This is a genomic window from Streptomyces sp. NBC_01454 (assembly GCF_036227565.1).
GTDB lineage: Bacteria > Actinomycetota > Actinomycetes > Streptomycetales > Streptomycetaceae > Streptomyces.
The window spans coordinates 89,549-109,502 of the sequence record NZ_CP109462.1; the positions used below are offsets into that span (position 1 = coordinate 89,549).

Here is a 19,954-nt window from a genome sequence, read left to right on the forward strand (position 1 = left end):
TCGGTTCCTTCGGGAAGGACGGGAGAGGGCTACGCGGCCGCGCTCAGTCGGCGAACGCCGAGGGCCAGGTCGCGGGCGAGGGCGAGGGCGGCGCGGACGCCGCCGGGCCCGGGGACGTTCTGGATCTGGCGGATCAGGGCAGAGCCGACGATGACGCCATCGGCGTACTGAGCGGCCTGGTGGGCTTGTTCGGCGCTCGACACCCCGATGCCCACGCTGACCGGAAGTGAGGTGAGGGCGCGCAGCCGGGTGACGAAGCCGGGAAGACCTGCTGCGAGGGGACCGGTGTGGCCGGTGACCCCGGCGACGGCCGGGGCGTAGATCATGCCGCCCGCGGTGGCGCAGATCCGGGCGAGGCGCGCGTCGTCCGCGGTGGGTGCGACGACGGGCACTGTGTGCAGGCCGTGTTGCTGTGCGGCAGCGAGCCACGGACCCGCCTCTTCCAGTGGCAGGTCGGGGATGATCGCGCCGGCCGCGCCGGCGTCGGCTATTTCCGCCGCAAATCGGTCGGCGCCCCGGCGGGCGACGGGCTGCCAGTACGTCATCACGAGCACCGACGCGCGGGAGGTTGTCCGGACGGCGCGCACGGCGGTGAGCAGGTGCCGCATGCGGAATCCGGCGTCCAGGGCCTGGCGGGTGGCTTGTTGGATGGTCGGGCCGTCGAGTATCGGATCGCTGAACGGCAGGCCCACTTCGATGACGTCAGCGTGCTCGGCCAGGGCCCGCAGATTGAGGATGCTCTGCTCGACGGTGGGGAAACCGACGGGGTAGTACGCCGCGAGCGCGGCGCGCTGCGCGGCGCGGGCAGTGCGGAAGGCCCGGTCGAGCTCAAGCGCGGCGGGGCCTGGCGTGAGAGTCATGGCAGTGTCCGTTGGTGTGGGGTTGTGCGGCGGGCGATGAGCGGCGTGGGGCGGCTGCGTGGCCGGGCGGGGTTTGCGCCTGACCACGGTTGAGCGACGTACGGCAGGTGCCTCGGTGGGCGCGGTGCCGCTCGCGAGGTTGTCGCCGCGGTCAGTTGGCGAAGCCCCAGAAGTAGGCGCCGTACATCCAGCCGGTTCGGCCGGCGTTGGCGCCGCTGGTGACCGTGACTCGGTACCACTGGAACTGAGACTTGCCGTCCCACCAGAGGCAGTTGGAGGTGACGCGGGTGTCCTTGCTCAGGACCCCGAGGGCCGCCGAGCTGGTGGAGTGGTTCGACCGGAGCTTCACCGCGGTCGTGGCCTTGCCCTTCTGCGTCCAGGAGTTGCACGAGGCCGCGGCGGCTTCCGGCGCGGTGGTCACTACTCCTCCCAGGGCCGCAGCTGCGATGACCGCTGTCGCGACGGCGCTGCGGATCTTGGTCTTCGTCATCGGATGCGCTCCTTGCGTTCGGTACGTGGTGACCTGCGGAGACGGCGTCTGCAGGCGGTCTGCGGCCGCGGACGGCGCACCCCCGCCATCGGTGGCATGGGGCCTGTTGCTGGGGTGTCTGCTGGTCAGCCGCGGGTGATGACGATCTCGACGCGCCGGTTCTTGACCCGGCCGCTTTCGGTGTCGTTGTCGGCGATCGGGTTCTTCTCGCCGTACCCGGTGGCTGCGAAGCGGGTCTTCGCCAGGCGCGGGTCCTTCTCCAGGACCTCAAGGACCGCCTCCGCGCGGTCGCGGGACAGGGTCAGCCCATGTTCCGCACTTCCGAGGTCGTCGGTGTAACCGTTGACCTTGACCGGCTGAGTGGTCCCGGACCGGGCGATCTTCGCGGCGATGTCGTCGAGCCGGCTCTGGGCCTGGGCGGATAGCTCGGCGCTGTCCTTGGCGAAGAGGACCTTGGACTGCAGTCCGTAAGTGACCTGCTTGTCCTGGTCCACGGTCCGTTCGGTGCCGTCCAGGCTCTCGACCCGCGAGACGATGTCGTAGTGACGGGCCGGAATGTCCGCGGTGTTCTTCCGCTCGTCCGCGTGTGCGTACGGGGCGGCCAGAAGGACGGCCGGCAGTGCTGCCAGCGCAGCGGTACGGAAGCGCACCACCGTTCAGCCCTCCTGGACGGGCACGGTGACCACGCTCAGGTTGCCGAGCGCGAGGTCGACCTCCTTCACGTCGTTGGGCGGCGCCTCGAACTGTGCGTACAGCTGCTTCGTCGCCCCCTTCTCGATGGAGCCGGTGTGCTCGCTGCACAGGCATCGGCCGTTGGTGTCCAGCAGAGCCATGTAGCGCTTCTTGTTCTTCCGGTCGACGATCGAAGAGCCGGCCAGGGTGTAGACGTTGGGGCCCTCGTCACGCCATTCGACCGTGAGGTAGTCCTTGCTGCGGTGGTTGGTGACTTCGAACTTCGCCATCACCATGCCGTCCTTGCGCTGGACGCTGTGGATCGTTCCGTCGATGCCTTCGTCCCCCTTGAGCTGGGCGACGCTCACGCCGTCGGCGCTCTGCTGGGTGGCGCTCGCAGGGGGCGCGCCCGGCGTTCCGTCGGTGCCCGGGGTGGCGTCGGCGGGGCTCGCCTGGGCGGCCCGGGAGGTGCTGTCGTCGCTGTTGGAACAGGCGGACACGGCGACGAGCGCGGATCCGGCGATGAACGTGGCGACAAGGGTGTGCAGGGTTCTGTTCACCAGGTACCTCTCAAGGTGGTGTTCGGGCAAGGTCAGGTCCGGTGCCGGCCCCCGGCACCGGACCTGCCAGTGATCGCTCAGGACACGGCGGAGGTCCCGGTCAGGCCCCAGGCCTTGGATCCCTTGCCGTCGTCGGCGATGTCGACGTAGGCGGTGGCGTCGGCGGTCCAGTTCTTCGACTTGGTCTTCACGTAGGCCTCGCCGTAGCCGCTCGCGCCGGTCGCGAAGGTCTTCGACCCGCTGTTGGAGTCGTTGATCTCACCGCTGACCGAACGCTCTTCGCAGATGCCGTAGTTGCAGTTCTCGACCTTGGTCGAACCGTGTTCGGCGCGCATCAGGATGGAGAAGTCGTTGAAGCGCTTGCCGCCTATGTAGAAGGAGTTGCCTTCCCAGGAGGCCTTGTTCACCCATGCCTTGTAGTGGCGGTAGCCGCCGCTGGAGCCGGTGTACTTGATGCAGATGTTGAGGCTGACCTTCACGTCGGGCTTGCCCGGGAGGTCGAAGTTCTTGCTGCTGGTCTTGCAGTGGGTGGTGGCGGCAGCCTGGGCCGGCGCGGCCAGGGTCACGGAGCCGCCGATGGCGACTGCTGCAGCGATCGCGGAGGCGGCGACGGTGCGGGGGATGCGCATGAGGTCGATCTCTCTCGCTCGGTGGTGGGGGGAAGGGCCGGACGCGGGCGCGGGACGCGCCGGCGGTGCGGCTGTCGCCGCGCCCGCGTCCGCCGGTGAGCAGCTGAGGGCTACTTCGGGATGGGCGGCGTCGGTGCCGGGTTCGTGCCGTACGGGTTGGCGCAGCCGTAGGGCACGTAGCCGCGGATCTTGGCGCCGTCGCTCTTGCGGGTGACGGTGCCGCGCGTGTACCAGGCCTTTTCGGACTTCTTGTACGCGAACTGGTCGTAGACGATCTTGTCGCCGCGGTAGGCGACTCCGTTGGCGGTGGAGTTCTTCGCCGGGTTCTGGCGGACCTTCGCCGCCGAGCAGGAGATCTTTCCGGTGCTGGAGTCCGCGGCCTGCGCTGCGGGGGCGATGGCCACGCTCGCGCCGAGCAGTGCGGCACCGACGGCGCCGGCCGCCGCGAGGCGTCCGATGTGCTTGAGGGGGGTCATGTCGACCTTTCCTTCGGTGTGGGTGGACGGGAAGTCGTGTGAGGGGCCGGCGGGCCCCGCGGGTGGGGCATTGCTTTCAAGGCGCCTCCGTCGGGGCGGGGTTCGGACGTGGTGGGCTAAGCGGTCCCGGGGGCGGGGGTCGCCGTCCGGCCGTGTTGTGGCGGCTGGGTGGAGGCCCTGGCGACGAGGGGCGGGGGCGTGCGGGCGAACGGCGCCGTCCTGGCGGCGGCCGGTGCATGTGTCGGTCCGGGAGCCGATGAGGTTGTGCTGGAGGGGAGTTGGCGGGTTCAGCAGCATGGGCGGGCCTCCGTGGCCGGTCGGGGCTGGTCAGGGTGTGCGCAGGTCGCGGCAGAGCTCGTCGATGGCCGAGCGTGTGACGTGGCCGACGGTGATCAAGTGGGCGGTGGGCCCTTCGCACGCGAGGTGCCATTTGCGGACGATCCAGTCGGCGGGGCGGTCGAAGCAGACGGTGAGCGAGTCGGTGGTCCGCGTGGGGTGGACGCCGGCCTGGGTGAGCTGGTCGACGCCGTACTGGGCGGTTTCCAGGCAGCGCAGGATGTGGGCCCGCAGCCCCGTGTGGCCCAGGCGGCGCAGCGCGGACCAGAGCAGGAGGGCGGCCAGTCCGCTGCGCGAGCAGCCCAGGGTCCGGGCGGAGGCCATCGTGTATTCGCTGGCGATGACCGGCTCGTCGACGAGGTCCTTGCGGGCGAGTACGACTCCGCAGGGCACGGGAGCGCCGATGATCTTGTGTCCGCTGATGGAGATCGAGTCGGCGCCGTGCGCGAAGTTCCAGCGCGGATTGGAGGGTGCGTGGGCCGCGATCGGTCCGCCGGAGGCGGCGTCGGCGTGAACGTGGACGTCTCCGGCGACCGCGGCCGCCCTGCGGAGTTCGGTGACGTCGTCGTAGGCGCCGCGCATCGTGGTGCCGATGGTGGCGACGACGATGGCGCCCGGTCCGCGGCCCGCGTGCGGGCGCACGCGGCGGTGGAAGAAGGCGGCGACTTTCAGGGATTCGGGGTCCAGGGTGCCGTCGTCGTTGCTGGGCAGGGTCACCAGGTGCAGACCGAGGAGGTCGGCGGCCCTGGCGACGCTGTAGTGCGCCTGGTCGGAGGCGTAGATGTCGGCGTTGGGAAGGTGCCGGCGCGCGGTGGCCAGGCCGAAGAGGATGCCTTCGGTGCCGCCGGTGGTGACGTAGCCGTAGACGTCGTCGGCGTGTGCGCCGGCGGTCTGTGCGAGGAAGCGCACCACTGCTTGTTCGTAGGACTTCGTGTGGACGCCGGATGCGTCACTGCTGGTGGGGTCGCCGACGTTGTTCGTCAGGATGGACAGGGCGGGTCCGAGGTCGCTGAAGTCGAAGGCCAGGTTCCCGGGAAAGCCGAGGACGCGCGGGGCTTCGGCGCGCAGGGCGGAGGCGAGGTCCAGCAGCCGGGCGGTGTCCGCGGCGGGGTCTGCGGGGAGCGCACCGATGTGCAGTTCGGGCAGGTCCGGCACGAGGTCCGGGGCCGGGCGGGTCATCACGGTGTCGGTCACAGCTGGCCTCCGGTGCACAGGAGCGGGGTGCCGGACTCGGTGTGCCGGGCCGGGCGGGGGTGGGACGCGCGGGCGCCGGGGCGCTGGGCCCAGGGGCCGAGGATGGTGCTCGCCGGCAGGGCCACCAGGCGGAGGTGGTCGGCGAGCGAGGCCTGGTACTGCGCGAGTTCGGCAGTGGCCACGGGCGGGTGGGGTGCCCGCTCGGCGGCCTCGGTCAGTGCGGTGAGGACTTCGTCGTCGATGTCCTGGAACCCGCACCAGCGCACGGCCAGCAGTTCGTGGCCTTCACCGGTGCGCTCGGGCAGCGGCTGGCCCTGCGGCGGACGGCTCCAGACCGGCATCGGATCAACGACCACCAGAGCGAACAGCTGGCCAAGGCCGTAGTAGGCGACCTGGACCGGTGAGGCGGGCGGGGCCGGAGCGTGTGCCCGGGGCGGCGGTGTCATGCGGGGCTCCCGTACAGGCCGAGGCTTTCGGCGGCTCGGATCACCTGGTGGTCCTGGTTGATGGCGCGGCTGTCGTCGGCGGCGAGAAGGAGCCACCCCGCGATCTGGCCGGCCCGCACCGGGGCGTCGGCGTGGAGCGCGGTGGTGGCGGCCACGGTCGGCAGGGTGGTGAGGGTGCGCAGCAGGTAGGAGTCCAGGGCGCCGTCGGACCGTGGCAGCAGAGCGACCTTGGTGACGTGGGCGCGCCGCTGCTGATGGGGGGCCTCGTATCGGCGTCCGGTGGTGAGCAGCAGGGCGGTGTCGCGGACCGGGTCGTGGCCGGTGGCCCGGCGCAGTGCCTCGGAGGCGAAGTCTGCGTAGGGGTCCGTGCGCAGGGACAGCAGCGCCGGTCCGCGGTCGGGGATGAAGGTGACCGTGGCGTGGGCGGGGCCGTAGTGCACGCCGAGGGCGGTGAGCGCGCGCATGGTGTAGAGGGCGAGGGCTCGCGAGAGCAGCCCTCGGCGGCTCAGGAGATCGGCGCGGCAGACCTGTTGTCCGGGGGTGCGTATCTCGGACCAGATCGAGGTGATGGTGTGGTCGGTGGATCCGTCGGGGCCGGGCCCGGTGAGGGTGTGGATGCGGTACTGGGTGCCGGTGAGGTGTTCTCGCAGGACGAGCGGCTGGGTACCGGAGGGCTGCAGGTGCTGCCAGGCGGAGCGGATGTCGGCCGCGGTACGGCAGTAGTACGCGGAGGCCGGGTGGGCGGGGTCGGGGTGTTCGAGGACGAGTTCGGTCACCTGAGTGAAGGCGGCCCAGTTCAGGGCGTCGGCCAGTCGTGTGGTGCGGATGCTGCGCGGGGCGGTGATGCCCGCGTCGAGGAGCGTGGCACTGGTGAGGCCGGTGTCGCGGCGGATGTCGGCGGTGTCGGGGTCGTTGCCGGGCAGATGGAGGCGGGCGGCCAGCCGGTCGGCGAGGACGGCGCCCGCCGGTGATCCGGCGAGGACGGCCCGGACGTTGAGGTGCGCGAGGTGGGCGGCGGTGCGGCGCAGGCTGCCGCGGTGGCTGAGGTTGCGGAGATAGCCGTCAATCTCGCCCGACCGGTGGGCGCCGGGGACGGTGACCGCCACGGAGTTCCAGCCGTGCCGGGCCAGCGCGGCCACGTACAGGTCGCCGGCGTCGGCGGGGGCGACAACGGCGGCCGCGCCGCTTCGGTGCGCGGGCGGGGCCACCTCAGGGACGGGGGCGGCGAGGGCCATGGTGCGGGACTCCTGGGGCGTGTTCGGATGGGTGTGCGGCGTAGGTCAGGCGACGCAGGCGGTCGTGGCGGTGTCGGCCTGGATGTGGATGCCGCTGCGCTCTTCGACCAGCTGGAGCCGGCGATGGCAGGTGTCCGGGTCGGGGCCGGTGACGACGGCGAGCGCGGTCCGGTCCAGCAGAGTGGCGCGGGGCGGGGCGGTGACGTGGCTGCCGGGCGCGGCGGTCCACTCGAAGCGGTCGAGCCAGGCGGCGAACACGCCGGTGTTCACCGCTGTGACGTGGCCGGTGACGGCCGGGTAGAGGAAGCGGACAGCGGCGCTCTGGCTCTGGCTGGGGACCATTTCGGGGTCGACACCGACGGCGAGGTCGGCGGTGATCTGCGGCAGGTTGAGACCGGTGGCCAGGTGGACGAGGTGCGGGATGAGGTCGCCCCCGAGGCGCGCGTTGATCTCGACGATGCGCGGGCCCTGGCGGGTGAGTCGCATCTCGACGTGCATGACGCCGCTGGAGATTCCGACGGCGGTCAGGGCGCCCAGGGCTACGTCATGGATCCGCAGGTCGGCCAGGAGGGGGTCGGTGGGGTCCACGAGGTGGCCCACTTCCTGGAAGGCCGGTTCGTCGCCGAGGTACTTGCGGGTGACCGCAGCGATGTGGACGGTGCCGTGGCCGAGGACCACGCACTCGACGCTGACCTCGGGGCCGTCCAGGTACTCCTCGATCAGCACGCCGGCCGCGCCGGTGCGCTCGATGCCGAACAGGGATGCTCCCTTGGCGGCGTGGAAGGCATCGCGGACCTGGTCGGGGGTGTCCGCGCGGTGGACACCGGCGCTGCCGCCCAGGGAGCGCGGTTTGATGACAACCGGCCCGCCGAGCAGGACGGCGTACTCGACGGCGGTTTCGGCATCCGCCACGAGGTAGGAGCGGGCGGAGGGCACGCCGGCTGCGGCGAGCAGAGAGCGCGTGAGGTACTTGTCCCGGCAGGCCTCCACCGCGGCGGGGGTGTTGCCGGGCAGCGCGAAGCGGTCCGTGAGCCGTGCGGCGAGCACGACGTGGTTCTCCATGTAGGTGAGCACTCCGGCGACGCCTCGGTCGGCGGCGAGTGTCGCCACCGCGTCGGCGACGGCTTCGGCGTCCGTCAGGTCGACCGCGACCGAGACGGCGACGTGGGCGTCGGCCCAGGCGGGCGGCTGGTGGTCGAGAAGGGCGACGGGATGGCGGGCGGCGATGTGCTGGAGTCCGTAGCCGCGCCAGGTGCGGCTGCCGGCGCCCAGGACGACCAGCAGTGGCGCATGCGGGGAGTTCGCGTTCGCCTGCTGGTCCTGCGGGTTCGGAACGTGGCGGCGGGTGCCGGTGGCAGCCTCGGAGAGCGGGTTGGAGCCGGAGGGGTTCATGGGTGCGGTTTTCCGTTCGCGTCAGTCGGGTTGGGGGTGCGCGGGGGTGTCGCCTTCAGCGGCGGGCGCGCGGGGCACTGCGATCGACCGAGGGGGTGGTCTGCCGGGCTGTGCGGGGCCCCGTTCATCGGCCGGGGGTCAGGCAACAGCGGCGTACTTCCAGGAGATCCAGCCCCAGACGCCCTTGTGGGCGCCCGTGCGGACCTGGCCGTAGTACCAGTAGTCCTGGCCGTCCTTGCGGAGCCAGGTGCACTTCATGTTGATCACGGTGCCCTTGGTGAGCTGGCCCTTGGAGTAGTAGTTGGTGCCCGGCCCGTTGCGGAGGTTGAGGTTGCCGACGGTCGTCTTCCAGTTCCCGATGGCCCCGCCGGCGTTGCAGGCGGAGGTACCGACGGCGCTCGCGGACGGGGCGGCGACCAGGGTGGCCGCCGCTCCCATGGCCACAGCGGCGACCGCGAGGCCGAGGCGTCGTGCGGCGAGGCTCTTGAGCCGGGCGGGAGCCGTGGCGGTGCTGTCCATGTGGGTGGTGCCTTTCTTCGGAAAGGGGTGAGGTCAGGCTTTGTTCCAGGCGCGCAGCACGCGCTGGTTGAGCCCGGTGTGCAGGGCGCCGAGGCGACTGACGAGGTGGGGGTTGGGGCGCGTGAGGTAGACCGCAGAGGTCAGTGCGACGGGGAGCATCCCGAGGCGCGCCTTGTAGGCGTAGTTGCAGCGGCCGGCGTCCAGGACGCTCGCTCCGGTGGCGGCGGCGAAGCGGACGCTCTCGTACATCAGCCAGGCGTAGGTGTTCAGGTCGTTCTTGCGGGCCTGGTCGATCGCGGCGGTCCACAGGTAGAGCGCCGAGCCGTAGCGGAAGCAGAAGAAGCCGCCGGCGAGCGTGCCGTCGCTGTGCTCGGCGAACAGTCCGACGGCGCCGGGCACGCGGGTGAGCGGGGCGAGCATGTCGCTGCCGTAGAGAGCGGGGCGTTCGCTGGCGCTTCGGGCCTGGGCCGTGAACTCGGGCAGGTAGGGCAGGAGTTCAGGACCTCGGGCGATCTTGAGGGTGAGGCCGGCGTCGGTGCCGCGGCGGTGCTGGCGGCGGAATTCGCGGCCGGTCTCACTGGAGGGGAAGTTCGCGATGAACTCGTCGACGGAGGCTCCCACTCGGGCGCGGTGGGCCCAGAACAGGACGACTTCGGCGTCGGGAGTGCGGGCTTCGCGCCACAGGGTGCGTTCGGCCGGCGGGATGTTCGCGATGACCAGGGCCTCGGTGCCGAGATCGTGGGCGAGCGCGCGGCCGCGGTCGACGGCTTCGGCCAGGACGGGGACGGTCGCGCCGGGCAGGCCGCCGTACTCGCCGTAGACCGACGGGCCGTAGAGGACGTCGGCGTCGAAGGTGGGCCGGGTGACGCCGGAGTCGCCTTCCATGGCGCGCCACAGCGGGCTGTTGCTGACCTGGTAGAAGGACATGCGGTGCTGGCGCGGGCCGTCCTGGAGGAAGAGGTGGTGGCGTCCGCGTACCTGTTCGGTGCGCACCGTCTGCCAGGCGGCGGCCCACTCGCGGCTGTGGAAGGGGGTGGCGGCGCGGCGCTCGGCGGGAAGTGTGACGACCGAGGAGTGCCAGGAACTGTTCAGCGAGAGGACGTTGGGGTGCACGGCGGTCAGGCTCATGGTCGGTTCTCCGGTTCGGCGGTCAGGAAGCGGCGGGCACCGGCGTGGGGGGCGCGTTGGTGGCCGTGCGGCGGTGGGTGAGCCCGATGAGCGGCAGGCACAGGACGGCTCCCAGAGCGCCCGCAGCGAGCGTGGTGAGCGCGGCGAGGCTGCCGCCGCCCGAGGTCAGGGACACGGCGGCGAGAACAGGGGCGATGATCACCGCGACGGCCAGCGTCGAACCCCAGATGCCGGCGTAGAGGCCGCGGGCGTCGTTCGGGGAGATCTTGTTCAGGACGTCGGATGCGGCGATGAAGAAGACGATCTCGCCAGGGACGGCCGCGGCGACGGCAATGCTGTAGCCGGTGGTGGTGTCCGCGAGGCCTGCGCTTCCCATGCCCACGCCCAGCAGGAGGGCGCTGACGGCAAGCATCCCGAGCATGGGCCGCTGTCCGCCGCAGCGGCGGCTGAGCCAGGGGGTGAGCAGCGGGGTGAGGACGATGACGGTTCCGGCGTTAGCGACCTGGGTCAGCCCGTAGGCGTCAGCGGCGAGCCCGTCGTCCTCCATCAGCATCGGCAGCGCCGTGAACATCCCGGCGGCGCAGGTCAGGGCGGCCGTGCTGGCCGCCCACAGCAGCCACAGCCGTGCGTCACGCAACGCGGCCCGCCCGGGGCTGCGCTCCGCGGCCCGTCCGGGGCCGGCGACGAGGTCGGGACCGAGGTAGCGGTGGGTGATCACGGCGCAGGCGGCGCAGGCCGCGGCGTTGAACCAGAAGAGAGCTTCGAAGCCGAGGTGGCCCGCCAGGAAGCCTCCCGCCGCACCGGTGATCGCTGCGCCGATGTTCACCGCGCCGTGGCGCCATCCGTTCGCTGCGGCGCGCTGCCCGTCATCGGTGAGCAGGTCGGCTATGACGGCGGACACGACCGGCCTCGGCGCGTCGTAGACGACACCGGCGATCAGCGATCCGGCACAGACTGCGGCGAACGCGTGGGCCTGGGCCATCAGCGGCAGGCATACGGCGGCAGTGGCCATCGCCGTCACGAGGGTGCGGCGGCGCCCGAGCCGGTCGGCTGCCCACCCGGTGAGCAGCTGTCCAATAAGCCAGCCCGCGCCGAACACGGCGAGGACCTGGCCGACGGCCTGGGTGCTGTAGCCCAGGTCCTCCTTGAGGCGATAGCTGAGGAATGGGTAGGCGAAACCGAAGCTGCGCGCCACGAGCGTGGTGATGAGCAGCGCCCAGATCGCGGGCGGCCACCGCCGTGAAACCGGCTGCTCGGGGGCTTTGACGGGGGCGGTCATGGTGGCTGACACAGACGCTCCAGGGAAGGCTGATGCGAGACGTTCCTGGTGGGCGGCCGGCGTCAGCTGGTTCAGGCGCCGGACGGGTGGGGTGGGGGCGTCGCCGTGGGCGGGCGACGCCCCCGCTGAGCAGCCGGCCCGCGCCCGTGCCGGAAGGACACGGGGAACGCCCCAGGGGGATGGGAGCGAGGGGCCTGGCTGCGCCTGGTGCCAGGCCAGCGGAAAGAGGACCGCATGACCGGGAGTTGGGCGGTTCTACACGGTCGGGGACGCGCTGAAGTTCGTGTTGCGGTAGCCCTTGCCGTCGTTGTTCCAGTCCAGCTGGATGATGCCGTCGGCGAGGTATCGGCCCGAGCCGGCCTTGTACTTGATCGTCCCGGTCGTGTAGCTGCCGTTGCCGGCCGTGTTGCCGTGCTCGAGCTTGTACTCGAGGCCGGTGTAGTTCGCCGACTTCACGACGGGGTCGGTGCCGGAGACGGACTTCTTGGTCTGGAGGTGGAAGCGGGCGCCGTCGAGCGTGTCCGTCATGTTGACGTACGAGACGGGCCCCTCGAAGTTGACCTTGGCGTAGGTGTAGATGTAGCCGCCGGAGCGCTTGGCGCAGAGGCTGACGTCGAAGTTGTAGTTGTCGGCCCACGGTCCGGAGTAGGCGGGGTTGTCGACGGAGGCGCTGCTGGTCTTGCAGTGGTAGCTCGCCGCGGAGGCGGTGGTGGCGGTGGCGAGCGTGGTGCCGGCCGCGGCCGCGGCAGTGATCAGGGCCGCGGCGGTGACGCGCTTGAGGTGGAGCATGCCGGTTGTTCCTCCGGGAGAAGTGCGGGCGGGATGGTGGGAGCCGGGGCAGCCGGCCATCTGGTCGAGCCTCCGGATCCGGTCCGGGCAGGTACGGAGCTCCGCCGGCCGTTCAAGACCGCTGAGGGCTCGGCCGCGGAAGCGGGCCGATCAGCCGGCCAGCTGGTAGAGGCCGTCGCTGCGGACCCAGCCGCGGGCTCCCTTGGGCAGACCCGACTTCGAGCGGGCAGACAGCTCGGTGTAGTCCCAGGTGCCGCGGCTGCACAGGATGTTGAGTCGGTCCCCGTTGTAGAGGTAGCCCCGACTGCTGTAGCCGGTGGACGGGCCGGTGCGCAGATTCCAGCCGTTCGCCTTCACCTTGCCGGCGGCGTTGCTCCAGTTGACGGTGCACTTGCTGTTCTCGCCGACGGCGTGGGCGGCGGGAGCCGTGGTGACGGCCAGGCCGGCGGTCACCGACAGGGCGAGCGCGGCCGAAGCAGCCAGGCGTGCGGGAGTTCGAGCGATGATCTTCACAGGTGTCCTTCCGAGGTTCGCGATCGATCGAGGAGCCGTGCGCTGACGCGTCAGTCGAGCTGCATGGGCACGCAGTCGGAGAGGTACTTCGCGGCGACCCATCCGGTGCTGCCCTTGGCCAGGCCGGTACGCGACTTCTGGCCGAGCTGGAGCTTGATCCAGCCGCTCTTGGAGCCGACCTTCTTGCCCCAGTCGTGCTTGTAGAGGAGGCCCTTGGACGCGTAGCCGGTGGACGGGCCGGTCCGGAAATTGACCGCCGAGTTGGTATAGAGCTCGTAGTAGACGCGCGGCTTGCACGGCATCGACGCCGCACTCGCCGCCGGGGCGGTGGTCACGGCCAGCCCGGCGGTCACGGAGAGCGCGAGAGCGGCGGAGGCGGCCAGGCGTGCGGGAGTTCGGAGCTGCATGAGTGTCCTTGGGGCGCGGAGGTGAACGGGCGGGGAAGCGCCGGCGGGATGCCGGAGCGCCCCGTGGCGGTGATGAACCGGAGACCGGTAGCTCGCCGGTGCTCGGCTGGTGTCGGCGGGCACGTAGCACCGCGGTGTAGGCGAGCGCCGGACGGAAACAGCACGGCGCGAGGGTGCTGTCGCTGACGCAGCAGAGGCGGCGAATCCCGGCGCCGGGCGCGGAGGGGAGGGTGCCGCGGTGAGGGGCGCCTTGTGCGGCGCGGCAGGAGCAGCTGCTGGGAGGCCGCCTGGCTCCTGCCGCGCGCCGTCGCTCAGGGGAAGCGCATCTTCCCCGGGCGGTGGCCAGTCGCGGATCTGGTAAATCCGCGAGCGGCTCTGCTGCGCCGCCGGGCGGGGCGGGTGCTAGCCGCTGAGCCCGGTGGCGCCGAGGTCCTGGGTACGGCCCGGCTCCACGAGGGAGCGCCGGTCGCCGTAGGCCGTCATCACGTCTGTGCGCGGTGCCGGCTGGATCGTCAGGTGCCTGTTCATTCGTTTCGCCCCGATGATTCGGGGGGCCTGGTGCCAGGAAGACTGACGATCAACGCTGTTGCAGCGGGTCGCGCTGGTCTATCCTGAGCTCCGCCGACGTGGTCCAACACGTCGGCGAAAGACCCCAGTGGTTTCTTCGGATCTGCTGGTGGTGACTCTGCCGAGAGTCGTTTTGCACAGGCCCGGTCCACGGGCCTGGTTTTGCACTGGCGGCGGGTGATCCGGCGGATGTGGCTCCAACCACTCCCCCGGCGCCCGCCTCCCGGTGTTCGCGACGACTGTTTCCGTCGCACACACCCGCCTGCTCGCCACAGGCCTGCCTTCCCCCTCTTTCAAGTCCGTCGCCTGGCCGCACTCCTCGGGTGAGGTGTCCGGTCCGGCGTCGTGGTCGTGCTCGGCGGGCGCCTTGCGCGACCAGGGACTGCGAGGTCTGGCTGGGCTTGCACCGGCAACGCTATGCATATGCTGAATGCACCACCATTACGCACATGCACAATCTGACCGGTATGACCTATAGGTTGTGCACCACTCGCCATGATCACGACTCTGCGGTGCACTTTCAGTAGCAGCTGCCTTGCGGAGTTGCACATCGGTGCGACCGGTGGCGGGATTTGACTCCTTGACGCGCAGACCGGAAGTACCCAACTCGCCATCCTTGAAAGTTAGTTGAATTTGGGAATTTGCCGGTTCATAGGTTGCTGATGGAGTGCCAGCGGCGGCGTGTCCGGCTTGCGTGACGCCTTGTCGTGTGGTCGCCGGGTGCCCTGTGCGGCGCGTTCTCGCCATGGTTCGTGAGGGCGGCGTGATACCTGTCCCCCATGATCGAGATTCCGGCGGAGCCCATACTGGCGGCTCCCGTCACCGAGTTCGTGCTGCCGCCGGGCTGGATCGCCGAGCCGAAATGGGACGGGTTCCGCGCCTTCGCAGCCCGCGACGAGAACGGCAGAGCGGTCCTGCGCTCGCGCCGCGGGACGGATCTGGCCGCCGCGTTCCCGGAGATCACCGGTGCGGCCAGGCAGCTCCCGGTGTCTGTGCTGCTCGACGGCGAACTGGTCGTGTGGGAGGACGGCCGGCTGGCGTTCGAGCGCCTGACAGAGCGGATGCACCGCCGGGGAGCGAACGCGACACGGTCGGCCGCCGCGGCCCCGGCCCACTTCGTGGCCTTCGATCTCCTGCACGTCGGCGAGCGCAGTCTCGGCGGCCAGCCGTACGCCGTGCGGCGCGAGGCACTTGAGGAGCTGTTCGACCGGCACCGGCTTTCACCGCCGTGGACCCTATGCCCCTCGACCGGTGACCCGGACACCGCCCGCACATGGCTGTCGTGGTCGGTGGTCGGAGTGGAGGGCTGCGTCTTCAAGGACAGCCGACAGCGCTATCTCCCCGGGGTGCGGTCGTGGCGCAAGTACCGGGTCCGCGACAGCGCCGAAGCCGTCGTGGCGGCGGTGACCGGCCGGCTGTCGCAGCCGGGCAGTGTCCTGCTGGGACGGTTCGACGCGGCCAGCCGTCTGCGCTACGCAGGCCGGAGCACTCCCCTACCGGCCGCCCGGTCCCGGGCGATCGGAGCCCTGCTGCGCGCTGCGGACCCGTCGCATCCGTGGCAGGGCCGTAGCTTCTCGACGGCATGGGGCCGGCGGGAACAGCTCGATGTCACGCTCGTCGAGCCCGAGCTCGTCGCGGAGGTGAGCGCGGACATCTCCCGTGATGCCGCGGGCCGGTGGCGCCACCCGGTCCGGCTGTTGCGCGTCCGCGAGGACATGGCAGTCGCCGACGTGCAGCTGTTCGACGCTCCGCCGGCGAGCGGGTGACCACGCCGCTTCGTCGTCGCCCCGCCGCTGGACGGTTGGCTCTGGTGGCTGCCGACGAAGCGGCGGGTCACGACCGACGGGGCCCCGGGCTCAGGCGGCGCACAGTTCGCGGCCGGCCGCCGGGATGTTGGGCTCGCCCGTCACGAGGTACAGCGCGAACTGCAGGTCGCGCATGCCGCTCAGCGACGAGAGGTCACGGGACAGATAGCCTTCCAGCGCCCTGATGTGGGAGCGGACCGTGGCCTCCGACAGGCCCAGGGCGCGCGCGGTCGGTTCAAGGTGCGCGTCGAAGGTGAGCCAGGCCGTCGCCGTGGTGAGCAGACCGCGCCGGTCTGCGCGGGCAGAGCTCAGCAGCGTCTCGGCCCAGGCGTAGATCTGGGGAGCGTCGAGCAGCGCCCGCAGCGACGGGGCCTCGGTGCCGAGCAGCCCGGCCGGGGGCTCAGGCAGTTCCCGGTGGGTGACGACCTCCAGAGCCAGGCCGACGGCGATGCGGTCCCGCAGGGCGGCGAAGTCCTTGTTCAGCAGTTCCGCGGCGCGCGCCACCCGCCGGGTCACGGTGTTGCGGTGCAGGTCCAGACGGCGGGCGGCGACGGTGTAGGGGTAGGCAAGTGCGGTGGGCAGGGTCTCGCGGAGCTGCTCCCACTGCGTGTCGGTCTGCATAAGGGGCTGCAGCAGAGTGCGGGCCCACAGCTGCGCGTCGTGCGGCGGGAGCAGGCTGACCAGGTCGGTGTCCTGCACGGACAGGGCTACGGAGTCCGGTTGGTGGAGGGCGAGCCGCTGGGCGGTGGTCGCCTCGTGGAGGGCGTCGGCGAGCAGGGACAGGGAGTAGACCCCGCTGCCGCCCAGCGAAGCGTCGGCGCCGAGCGCGGAGACCAGGCGCGTGAGTTCGGCGGCAACGATGTCGTCGGCCTCGCCGGGCCGGACCGGGTGGATCACGAGGATCCGGTCGTGCTGGCGCGGATCGGCGACGACCAGGGCGTGACCGGCCGTGGCGGTTTCGCAGCGGCGCACTGCGGCGTCCCGCCGGGTGGGCGAGGTCTCGACGACGAAAACCCGGGCGGTCTCGGGGTCGAGCAGTCCCGGTGCGAGGTTCCTCATGACCCTTCGGGCCTTGGAGACCTCGCCGTCCAGCAGCAGTTCCACCGCGGCGATACGCGCGGCGGAGGAGGCGGTGGACGCGGCGCGGAACTCGCGGCGTGCCTGGTCGACGAGGCCGAGGAGCTTGGCTGCGTGCCGTAGAAGGCGGAGGTCCGCCTCATCGAAGGGCGTTCTGCGGGCGACTGCGAGGACGGCTTCCGCCCCGGATGCCGGGGCCAGGGAGATGAGCTGGGTGTGGGGGCCGGAGGGCCCCTCGGGCGCGGTGCTCTCCACGGACTGGCGGATGATCGCGTGGGCGAGGTGCTCGGCGGCGGTGGCCGGCGAGGCGGCCAGGACGCGTTCCCGCTCGCTGACGAGGACCTGGACGTCGAGGGCGCGGGCAAGCCAGTCCGTGATGCGCTGCATCGCCTTCTGGTCGGCGAGCTGGGCGGGCAACTGCTGTACCAGTGCGTTGAGTTGAGTGGCGCGCCGCTCGGCGGCCAGGAGACGGTGCGTCTGGATGCCGGAGTGCACGTCCGCCCAGCATTCCTCGGGCGCGGTGGTGACGAGGAGGGGGATGTCGATCTGGTCGGACATGTCCCGGATCGCCTGCGGGAAGGGCTGATGCACCCCCGGCGCGGCGCTGACGACAAGCCCGACACACTCGTCGAGGGCCATCTGCTCCAGAAGCGTCTCCATGGCGACCGCGATGCGGCCCCGGATACGGAAGGGTATCGCCCCGGTGACCAGAATCAGGGCACCCGCTGGGAGGCTGCGTGGAACGCCGGTCTCCAGCAGCGCCGACAGGGGCAGGGTGATCAGCCCTGCGATCTTCGTCGCCTGGTGGGGCGCGGCGGTCCGCGGCCAAGCGAACGTGAGTTCGAGAGACGGCTTGTCGACGGGCAACGAGCCAAGGGTCGGCATGTGCTCTCCTCGTTGCGGCCCGTGACACCGGGCCGGTCCTGGCGAGATTGTGAAGTGGTGGGATTCCTTCGGTTGCGGCTGCCAGGGGCGGCGGACCCGGCACTGTCTGTCCGCGGGATGGCTAGAGGCCCACGCCCGCTCCACCGGCGACGGGGATGACGGCACCGGTGGCGTACGAGGCGGCCGGAGAGGCGACATCTGCGGCAATCCCCCGTGGAACGGCTATGCAGCCGAGCGGGGTGCGCTCGATGAGAGCGTCGCTCTTGTCCTCGGGCAGCCTTGAGCCCCTGCGCATCAGGAACTCGTGGTGAGTGATTCCGGCGGTCGCGACGAGGCCGCCGACGAAACCGCGGGCCTCCTCGACCCTCCCGACAGCCGGCTTCGCCAGGGTGGCGTCCGTCGCACCGTGGTGCGCGTCGCGCATGCCATCGGGTGCCTCACCGACGCGGTGCGCGATGACTACAGAACAGCTCACGTGTCCCACTTCCCCGTGTCCGAGGCACTCCTCCGGTCCGCGCCCGGACCCGACGGCCTCAGCAGATGTTGCTCGAACTACTGCGCGCGGCGCATTTCAGCCAGCCACTTGTTGGGCTGCGCGGATCGGCCGGACGCGTCTGGGGAGAGGGTTCCCACATGCCGTACCGGTCCGGGGGCGAGAGAGGTTCGCGATGGCAGGCGCAGTGCAGCCGTCACCTACGGCCGCGTCCCAGCAGCGTCCAATCCCTGTTTGCCCAGCCATCTGGTCGCGGCACCCCCGCCCGTTCACGGCGGATCCGATCCGCCTTGCCGATCTTTGCCGAACACTCCGGGCCCCGTGGACCGGGGTGGACAGTTCGGCCACGAACAGCGATCATGCTGCACACGAGAGACCATGTCAACAATTGTTAGTATTGTGATGCGCGCAACACTGATGGACCTACAAAAGCTTGGTTTCGTGGTGTGGAGCGCTGTCGGCAGGGTTAGGGTTCTGACGCCAAGATCACGGAATTTTTCGAGCAACGAGCAGGAGACCGCCCGTCCATGGAAACGTCCGGCGCCACTGGCGGGGTGAACGATGTTGCCGAGAAGGTAGCCGCGCTCAAGGACCAAATCGAGCAGCTGGGCATGACGGTCGACGAACTCATCGACTTCCCGGACGTGGCCAAGCGGGCCGCACTCCCGGAGGGGGTCATCCGCCGTCTCTTCGCCGGCGAAATCGTCCCGTCCGAAGAGATCGACCTGCCCTTCTCAGAACGCCTTCAGCACCTCGTGCCGACCAAGCTGCGCGAGGACGGCAAGCGCTACACCCAGGGTCAGATCGCCGAATACGTCGGCGTCACTGTGGCCACCATCCAGAACCTCCTGCGAGGTACGCGCAATCCCGGCCTCGATGTGGCGAGCAAACTCGAGACGTTCTTCGAGGTGCCGGCGGGGCGGCTCTCTCGTGACGGCAGTGACGCCCTGGTCAGTGCGCTTGACCGCACGGTTGAGGGTGTCATGTTGATGGCCCAGCTCAAGGGGATCGAGCTCAGCAACCTGTCCCTGCGCGGCGGCAGCCCGCTGGTCGGCGACGACGCCTTGGCGAAGGCCGTCCGCAGCGCGCTGAATGAAGCGGACGCTCAGCGGCGCGCAGCGCCCACCGAGATCCTCGAGGCCCGCGAAATCGGCGAGGAACTGCAGAAGATCCCCGAGGAAGAGCGCCCCTCCTTCAAGGACATGGTGATGCACTCGGCCAGGATGTGGCGCCGGCGCCACCACTGACTGCTGCCAGCCCAACAGTCCTATGCGCGCGGGCGGCGCGCGGCCCTGTACTGGGACGCCAGAATCTTCAAGACGGCGGGCATCGGTGCCTCCGCTCCCCCATCGACCAGGTTGCCGCCCTTGTTGCGAACCGCGGCCAGCTTCAGGTTCTGCAGCTGCCACAGCGCGGTGACAAAGGGGCGTACCGCGGGCTCGACAAGTTGCGGAAGCTGGGCTGCGGCGTGCAGTTGTTCCTGCGCCAGGTCCGCCTGCTCATGTGCAAGTGCCGTGAGGGAGCGCCGGACGGCGTCATTCGCACTGGGGGCGATGTCGGCGACGGTGAGCTGGTGGCGCGCCAGGTCCTGGTGCGGGATGCCGATCACGCCGCCGGCCGCGTCCTCGGCCAGGTCGTCGAGGAAGTCGACGCGCTGCATGGACTCGATCAGTGCGCGGCAGGCCGCTTCGAAGGAGGCCTGGTCGCCGCCGGTGTGCGTGGGGGTCATGAAGCCCGCCATGAGCATGAAGGCGGGCAGTGAGTAGCCCTGTACGTACGCCTGCAGGTCCTGCTCGGTTGCGAAGCCTGTGTAGTCGACTTCGAGGTGCGCGCCCCTGAGGAACGTGTCGATGCGTTGGCGCAGGCCGGGGTGGCGTTGAACGGCGTCCGCGAGCGTCCGGAGCGTCGCGATGGCGCTGGGATGGGGGCCGTCGGTGGCCGCGATAGTGGCTGCGTTCCATTCCGTCAGGGCGTGTTTGCGGTCGCTGACAGCGCCGGTGTCGATGCGCTCGTCGGTTGCGTGCATGTAGGCGACCGCAGTGAGCACCGGGGGGTGCAGTTCGGAGGGCAGCAAGAGGCGGACGGCCAGGTACTCCTTCTTGGCGAACTCCTTCACAAGGCCGCGTTGTTCGGTGTAGTCGTCGCACAGGTCGGGCCGGTGGATGCCGGCTGCGCGCAGGGTGTTCTTCCAGGTGGGCATGG

Annotated in this window: 22 protein-coding genes; 2 read left to right on the forward strand and 20 right to left on the reverse strand. The window is 70.7% G+C overall.

Features of this window, described 5'->3' with window-relative positions; genetic code table 11:
- Window positions 1-29: 29 nt before the first annotated feature.
- The 17 genes from trpA to OIU81_RS40355 all read right to left on the reverse strand — a co-directional run bounded on the left by trpA (window position 30) and on the right by OIU81_RS40355 (window position 13,453).
- The gene (gene trpA, locus OIU81_RS40275; RefSeq protein WP_329155815.1) at window positions 30-860 is read right to left on the reverse strand and encodes a tryptophan synthase subunit alpha; all 831 of its coding nucleotides are present in this window, start codon (window positions 858-860) and stop codon (window positions 30-32) included.
- A 151-nt stretch (window positions 861-1,011) separates the two neighbouring features.
- Window positions 1,012-1,350: an SH3 domain-containing protein gene (locus OIU81_RS40280; protein WP_329155817.1), complete on the reverse strand. Its 339-nt coding sequence runs from the start codon at window positions 1,348-1,350 to the stop codon at window positions 1,012-1,014.
- Window positions 1,351-1,475: 125 nt separating this feature from the next.
- Window positions 1,476-2,003: an OmpA family protein gene (locus OIU81_RS40285; RefSeq protein WP_329155818.1), complete on the reverse strand. Its 528-nt coding sequence runs from the start codon at window positions 2,001-2,003 to the stop codon at window positions 1,476-1,478.
- 3 nt (window positions 2,004-2,006) lie between these two features.
- Window positions 2,007-2,582, reverse strand: a complete 576-nt coding sequence (locus OIU81_RS40290) for a hypothetical protein (RefSeq protein WP_329155820.1) — start codon at window positions 2,580-2,582, stop codon at window positions 2,007-2,009.
- A gap of 77 nt (window positions 2,583-2,659) precedes the next feature.
- Window positions 2,660-3,211 carry a hypothetical protein gene (locus OIU81_RS40295; RefSeq protein WP_329155822.1) on the reverse strand — a complete coding sequence of 184 codons (552 nt, stop codon included), beginning with the start codon at window positions 3,209-3,211 and terminating at the stop codon, window positions 2,660-2,662.
- A 110-nt stretch (window positions 3,212-3,321) separates the two neighbouring features.
- Complete coding sequence (locus OIU81_RS40300) at window positions 3,322-3,687, reverse strand: hypothetical protein (protein ID WP_329155824.1); 366 nt, start codon at window positions 3,685-3,687, stop codon at window positions 3,322-3,324.
- A gap of 327 nt (window positions 3,688-4,014) precedes the next feature.
- Window positions 4,015-5,217 (reverse strand): histidine decarboxylase, encoded by a 1,203-nt coding sequence (locus OIU81_RS40305; RefSeq protein ID WP_329155826.1) that lies wholly within the window; start codon window positions 5,215-5,217, stop codon window positions 4,015-4,017.
- Window positions 5,214-5,663, reverse strand: a complete 450-nt coding sequence (locus OIU81_RS40310; RefSeq protein ID WP_329155828.1) for a hypothetical protein — start codon at window positions 5,661-5,663, stop codon at window positions 5,214-5,216. The genes OIU81_RS40305 and OIU81_RS40310 overlap by 4 nt, the downstream gene beginning before the upstream one ends.
- Window positions 5,660-6,898 carry a glutathione synthetase gene (locus OIU81_RS40315; protein WP_329155830.1) on the reverse strand — a complete coding sequence of 413 codons (1,239 nt, stop codon included), beginning with the start codon at window positions 6,896-6,898 and terminating at the stop codon, window positions 5,660-5,662. The genes OIU81_RS40310 and OIU81_RS40315 overlap by 4 nt, the downstream gene beginning before the upstream one ends.
- A gap of 45 nt (window positions 6,899-6,943) precedes the next feature.
- Window positions 6,944-8,290: an ATP-grasp domain-containing protein gene (locus OIU81_RS40320; protein WP_329155833.1), complete on the reverse strand. Its 1,347-nt coding sequence runs from the start codon at window positions 8,288-8,290 to the stop codon at window positions 6,944-6,946.
- Window positions 8,291-8,428: 138 nt separating this feature from the next.
- Window positions 8,429-8,809, reverse strand: a complete 381-nt coding sequence (locus OIU81_RS40325) for an SH3 domain-containing protein (protein ID WP_329155834.1) — start codon at window positions 8,807-8,809, stop codon at window positions 8,429-8,431.
- Window positions 8,810-8,842: 33 nt separating this feature from the next.
- Complete coding sequence (locus tag OIU81_RS40330; RefSeq protein ID WP_329155836.1) at window positions 8,843-9,937, reverse strand: GNAT family N-acetyltransferase; 1,095 nt, start codon at window positions 9,935-9,937, stop codon at window positions 8,843-8,845.
- A 22-nt stretch (window positions 9,938-9,959) separates the two neighbouring features.
- Window positions 9,960-11,228 (reverse strand): MFS transporter, encoded by a 1,269-nt coding sequence (locus OIU81_RS40335; RefSeq protein WP_329155839.1) that lies wholly within the window; start codon window positions 11,226-11,228, stop codon window positions 9,960-9,962.
- 243 nt (window positions 11,229-11,471) lie between these two features.
- Complete coding sequence (locus OIU81_RS40340; RefSeq protein WP_329155841.1) at window positions 11,472-12,005, reverse strand: hypothetical protein; 534 nt, start codon at window positions 12,003-12,005, stop codon at window positions 11,472-11,474.
- Between the two features lie 150 nt (window positions 12,006-12,155).
- Window positions 12,156-12,518: an SH3 domain-containing protein gene (locus OIU81_RS40345; protein WP_329155843.1), complete on the reverse strand. Its 363-nt coding sequence runs from the start codon at window positions 12,516-12,518 to the stop codon at window positions 12,156-12,158.
- A 50-nt stretch (window positions 12,519-12,568) separates the two neighbouring features.
- The gene (locus OIU81_RS40350) at window positions 12,569-12,925 is read right to left on the reverse strand and encodes an SH3 domain-containing protein (protein WP_329155845.1); all 357 of its coding nucleotides are present in this window, start codon (window positions 12,923-12,925) and stop codon (window positions 12,569-12,571) included.
- A 402-nt stretch (window positions 12,926-13,327) separates the two neighbouring features.
- Window positions 13,328-13,453: a hypothetical protein gene (locus OIU81_RS40355; RefSeq protein ID WP_329155847.1), complete on the reverse strand. Its 126-nt coding sequence runs from the start codon at window positions 13,451-13,453 to the stop codon at window positions 13,328-13,330.
- Window positions 13,454-14,271: 818 nt separating this feature from the next.
- On the opposite strand from OIU81_RS40355, the gene OIU81_RS40360 reads away from it, so the two are divergent.
- Entirely contained in the window at window positions 14,272-15,258 is a 987-nt protein-coding gene (locus OIU81_RS40360; protein ID WP_329155849.1) for an ATP-dependent DNA ligase, read from the forward strand.
- 90 nt (window positions 15,259-15,348) lie between these two features.
- On the opposite strand, the gene OIU81_RS40365 is transcribed toward OIU81_RS40360, so the two are convergent.
- The gene (locus tag OIU81_RS40365; RefSeq protein WP_329155851.1) at window positions 15,349-17,259 is read right to left on the reverse strand and encodes a PucR family transcriptional regulator; all 1,911 of its coding nucleotides are present in this window, start codon (window positions 17,257-17,259) and stop codon (window positions 15,349-15,351) included.
- A gap of 121 nt (window positions 17,260-17,380) precedes the next feature.
- Window positions 17,381-17,734: a hypothetical protein gene (locus tag OIU81_RS40370; RefSeq protein WP_329155853.1), complete on the reverse strand. Its 354-nt coding sequence runs from the start codon at window positions 17,732-17,734 to the stop codon at window positions 17,381-17,383.
- Between the two features lie 545 nt (window positions 17,735-18,279).
- On the opposite strand from OIU81_RS40370, the gene OIU81_RS40375 reads away from it, so the two are divergent.
- A complete protein-coding gene (locus tag OIU81_RS40375) occupies window positions 18,280-18,999 on the forward strand; it encodes a helix-turn-helix domain-containing protein (protein ID WP_329155855.1) in 720 nt (239 codons plus the stop codon).
- 20 nt (window positions 19,000-19,019) lie between these two features.
- Here OIU81_RS40375 and OIU81_RS40380 read toward each other — a convergent pair whose 3' ends face one another.
- Window positions 19,020-19,952 (reverse strand): phytoene/squalene synthase family protein, encoded by a 933-nt coding sequence (locus tag OIU81_RS40380; RefSeq protein WP_329155857.1) that lies wholly within the window; start codon window positions 19,950-19,952, stop codon window positions 19,020-19,022.
- Window positions 19,953-19,954 lie beyond the last annotated feature (2 nt).

Bases quoted from the DNA above. Each gene is read 5' to 3' on its own strand.
- trpA (WP_329155815.1), bottom strand. From the start codon at position 860: ATGACTCTCACGCCAGGCCCCGCCGCGCTTGAGCTCGACCGGGCCTTC.
- OIU81_RS40280 (WP_329155817.1), bottom strand. From the start codon at position 1,350: ATGACGAAGACCAAGATCCGCAGCGCCGTCGCGACAGCGGTCATCGCA.
- OIU81_RS40295 (WP_329155822.1), bottom strand. From the start codon at position 3,211: ATGCGCATCCCCCGCACCGTCGCCGCCTCCGCGATCGCTGCAGCAGTC.
- OIU81_RS40300 (WP_329155824.1), bottom strand. From the start codon at position 3,687: ATGACCCCCCTCAAGCACATCGGACGCCTCGCGGCGGCCGGCGCCGTC.
- OIU81_RS40310 (WP_329155828.1), bottom strand. From the start codon at position 5,663: ATGACACCGCCGCCCCGGGCACACGCTCCGGCCCCGCCCGCCTCACCG.
- OIU81_RS40315 (WP_329155830.1), bottom strand. From the start codon at position 6,898: ATGGCCCTCGCCGCCCCCGTCCCTGAGGTGGCCCCGCCCGCGCACCGA.
- OIU81_RS40320 (WP_329155833.1), bottom strand. From the start codon at position 8,290: ATGAACCCCTCCGGCTCCAACCCGCTCTCCGAGGCTGCCACCGGCACC.
- OIU81_RS40325 (WP_329155834.1), bottom strand. From the start codon at position 8,809: ATGGACAGCACCGCCACGGCTCCCGCCCGGCTCAAGAGCCTCGCCGCA.
- OIU81_RS40330 (WP_329155836.1), bottom strand. From the start codon at position 9,937: ATGAGCCTGACCGCCGTGCACCCCAACGTCCTCTCGCTGAACAGTTCC.
- OIU81_RS40340 (WP_329155841.1), bottom strand. From the start codon at position 12,005: ATGCTCCACCTCAAGCGCGTCACCGCCGCGGCCCTGATCACTGCCGCG.
- OIU81_RS40350 (WP_329155845.1), bottom strand. From the start codon at position 12,925: ATGCAGCTCCGAACTCCCGCACGCCTGGCCGCCTCCGCCGCTCTCGCG.
- OIU81_RS40355 (WP_329155847.1), bottom strand. From the start codon at position 13,453: ATGAACAGGCACCTGACGATCCAGCCGGCACCGCGCACAGACGTGATG.
- OIU81_RS40360 (WP_329155849.1), top strand. From the start codon at position 14,272: ATGATCGAGATTCCGGCGGAGCCCATACTGGCGGCTCCCGTCACCGAG.
- OIU81_RS40365 (WP_329155851.1), bottom strand. From the start codon at position 17,259: ATGCCGACCCTTGGCTCGTTGCCCGTCGACAAGCCGTCTCTCGAACTC.
- OIU81_RS40375 (WP_329155855.1), top strand. From the start codon at position 18,280: ATGGAAACGTCCGGCGCCACTGGCGGGGTGAACGATGTTGCCGAGAAG.
- OIU81_RS40380 (WP_329155857.1), bottom strand. From the start codon at position 19,952: ATGCCCACCTGGAAGAACACCCTGCGCGCAGCCGGCATCCACCGGCCC.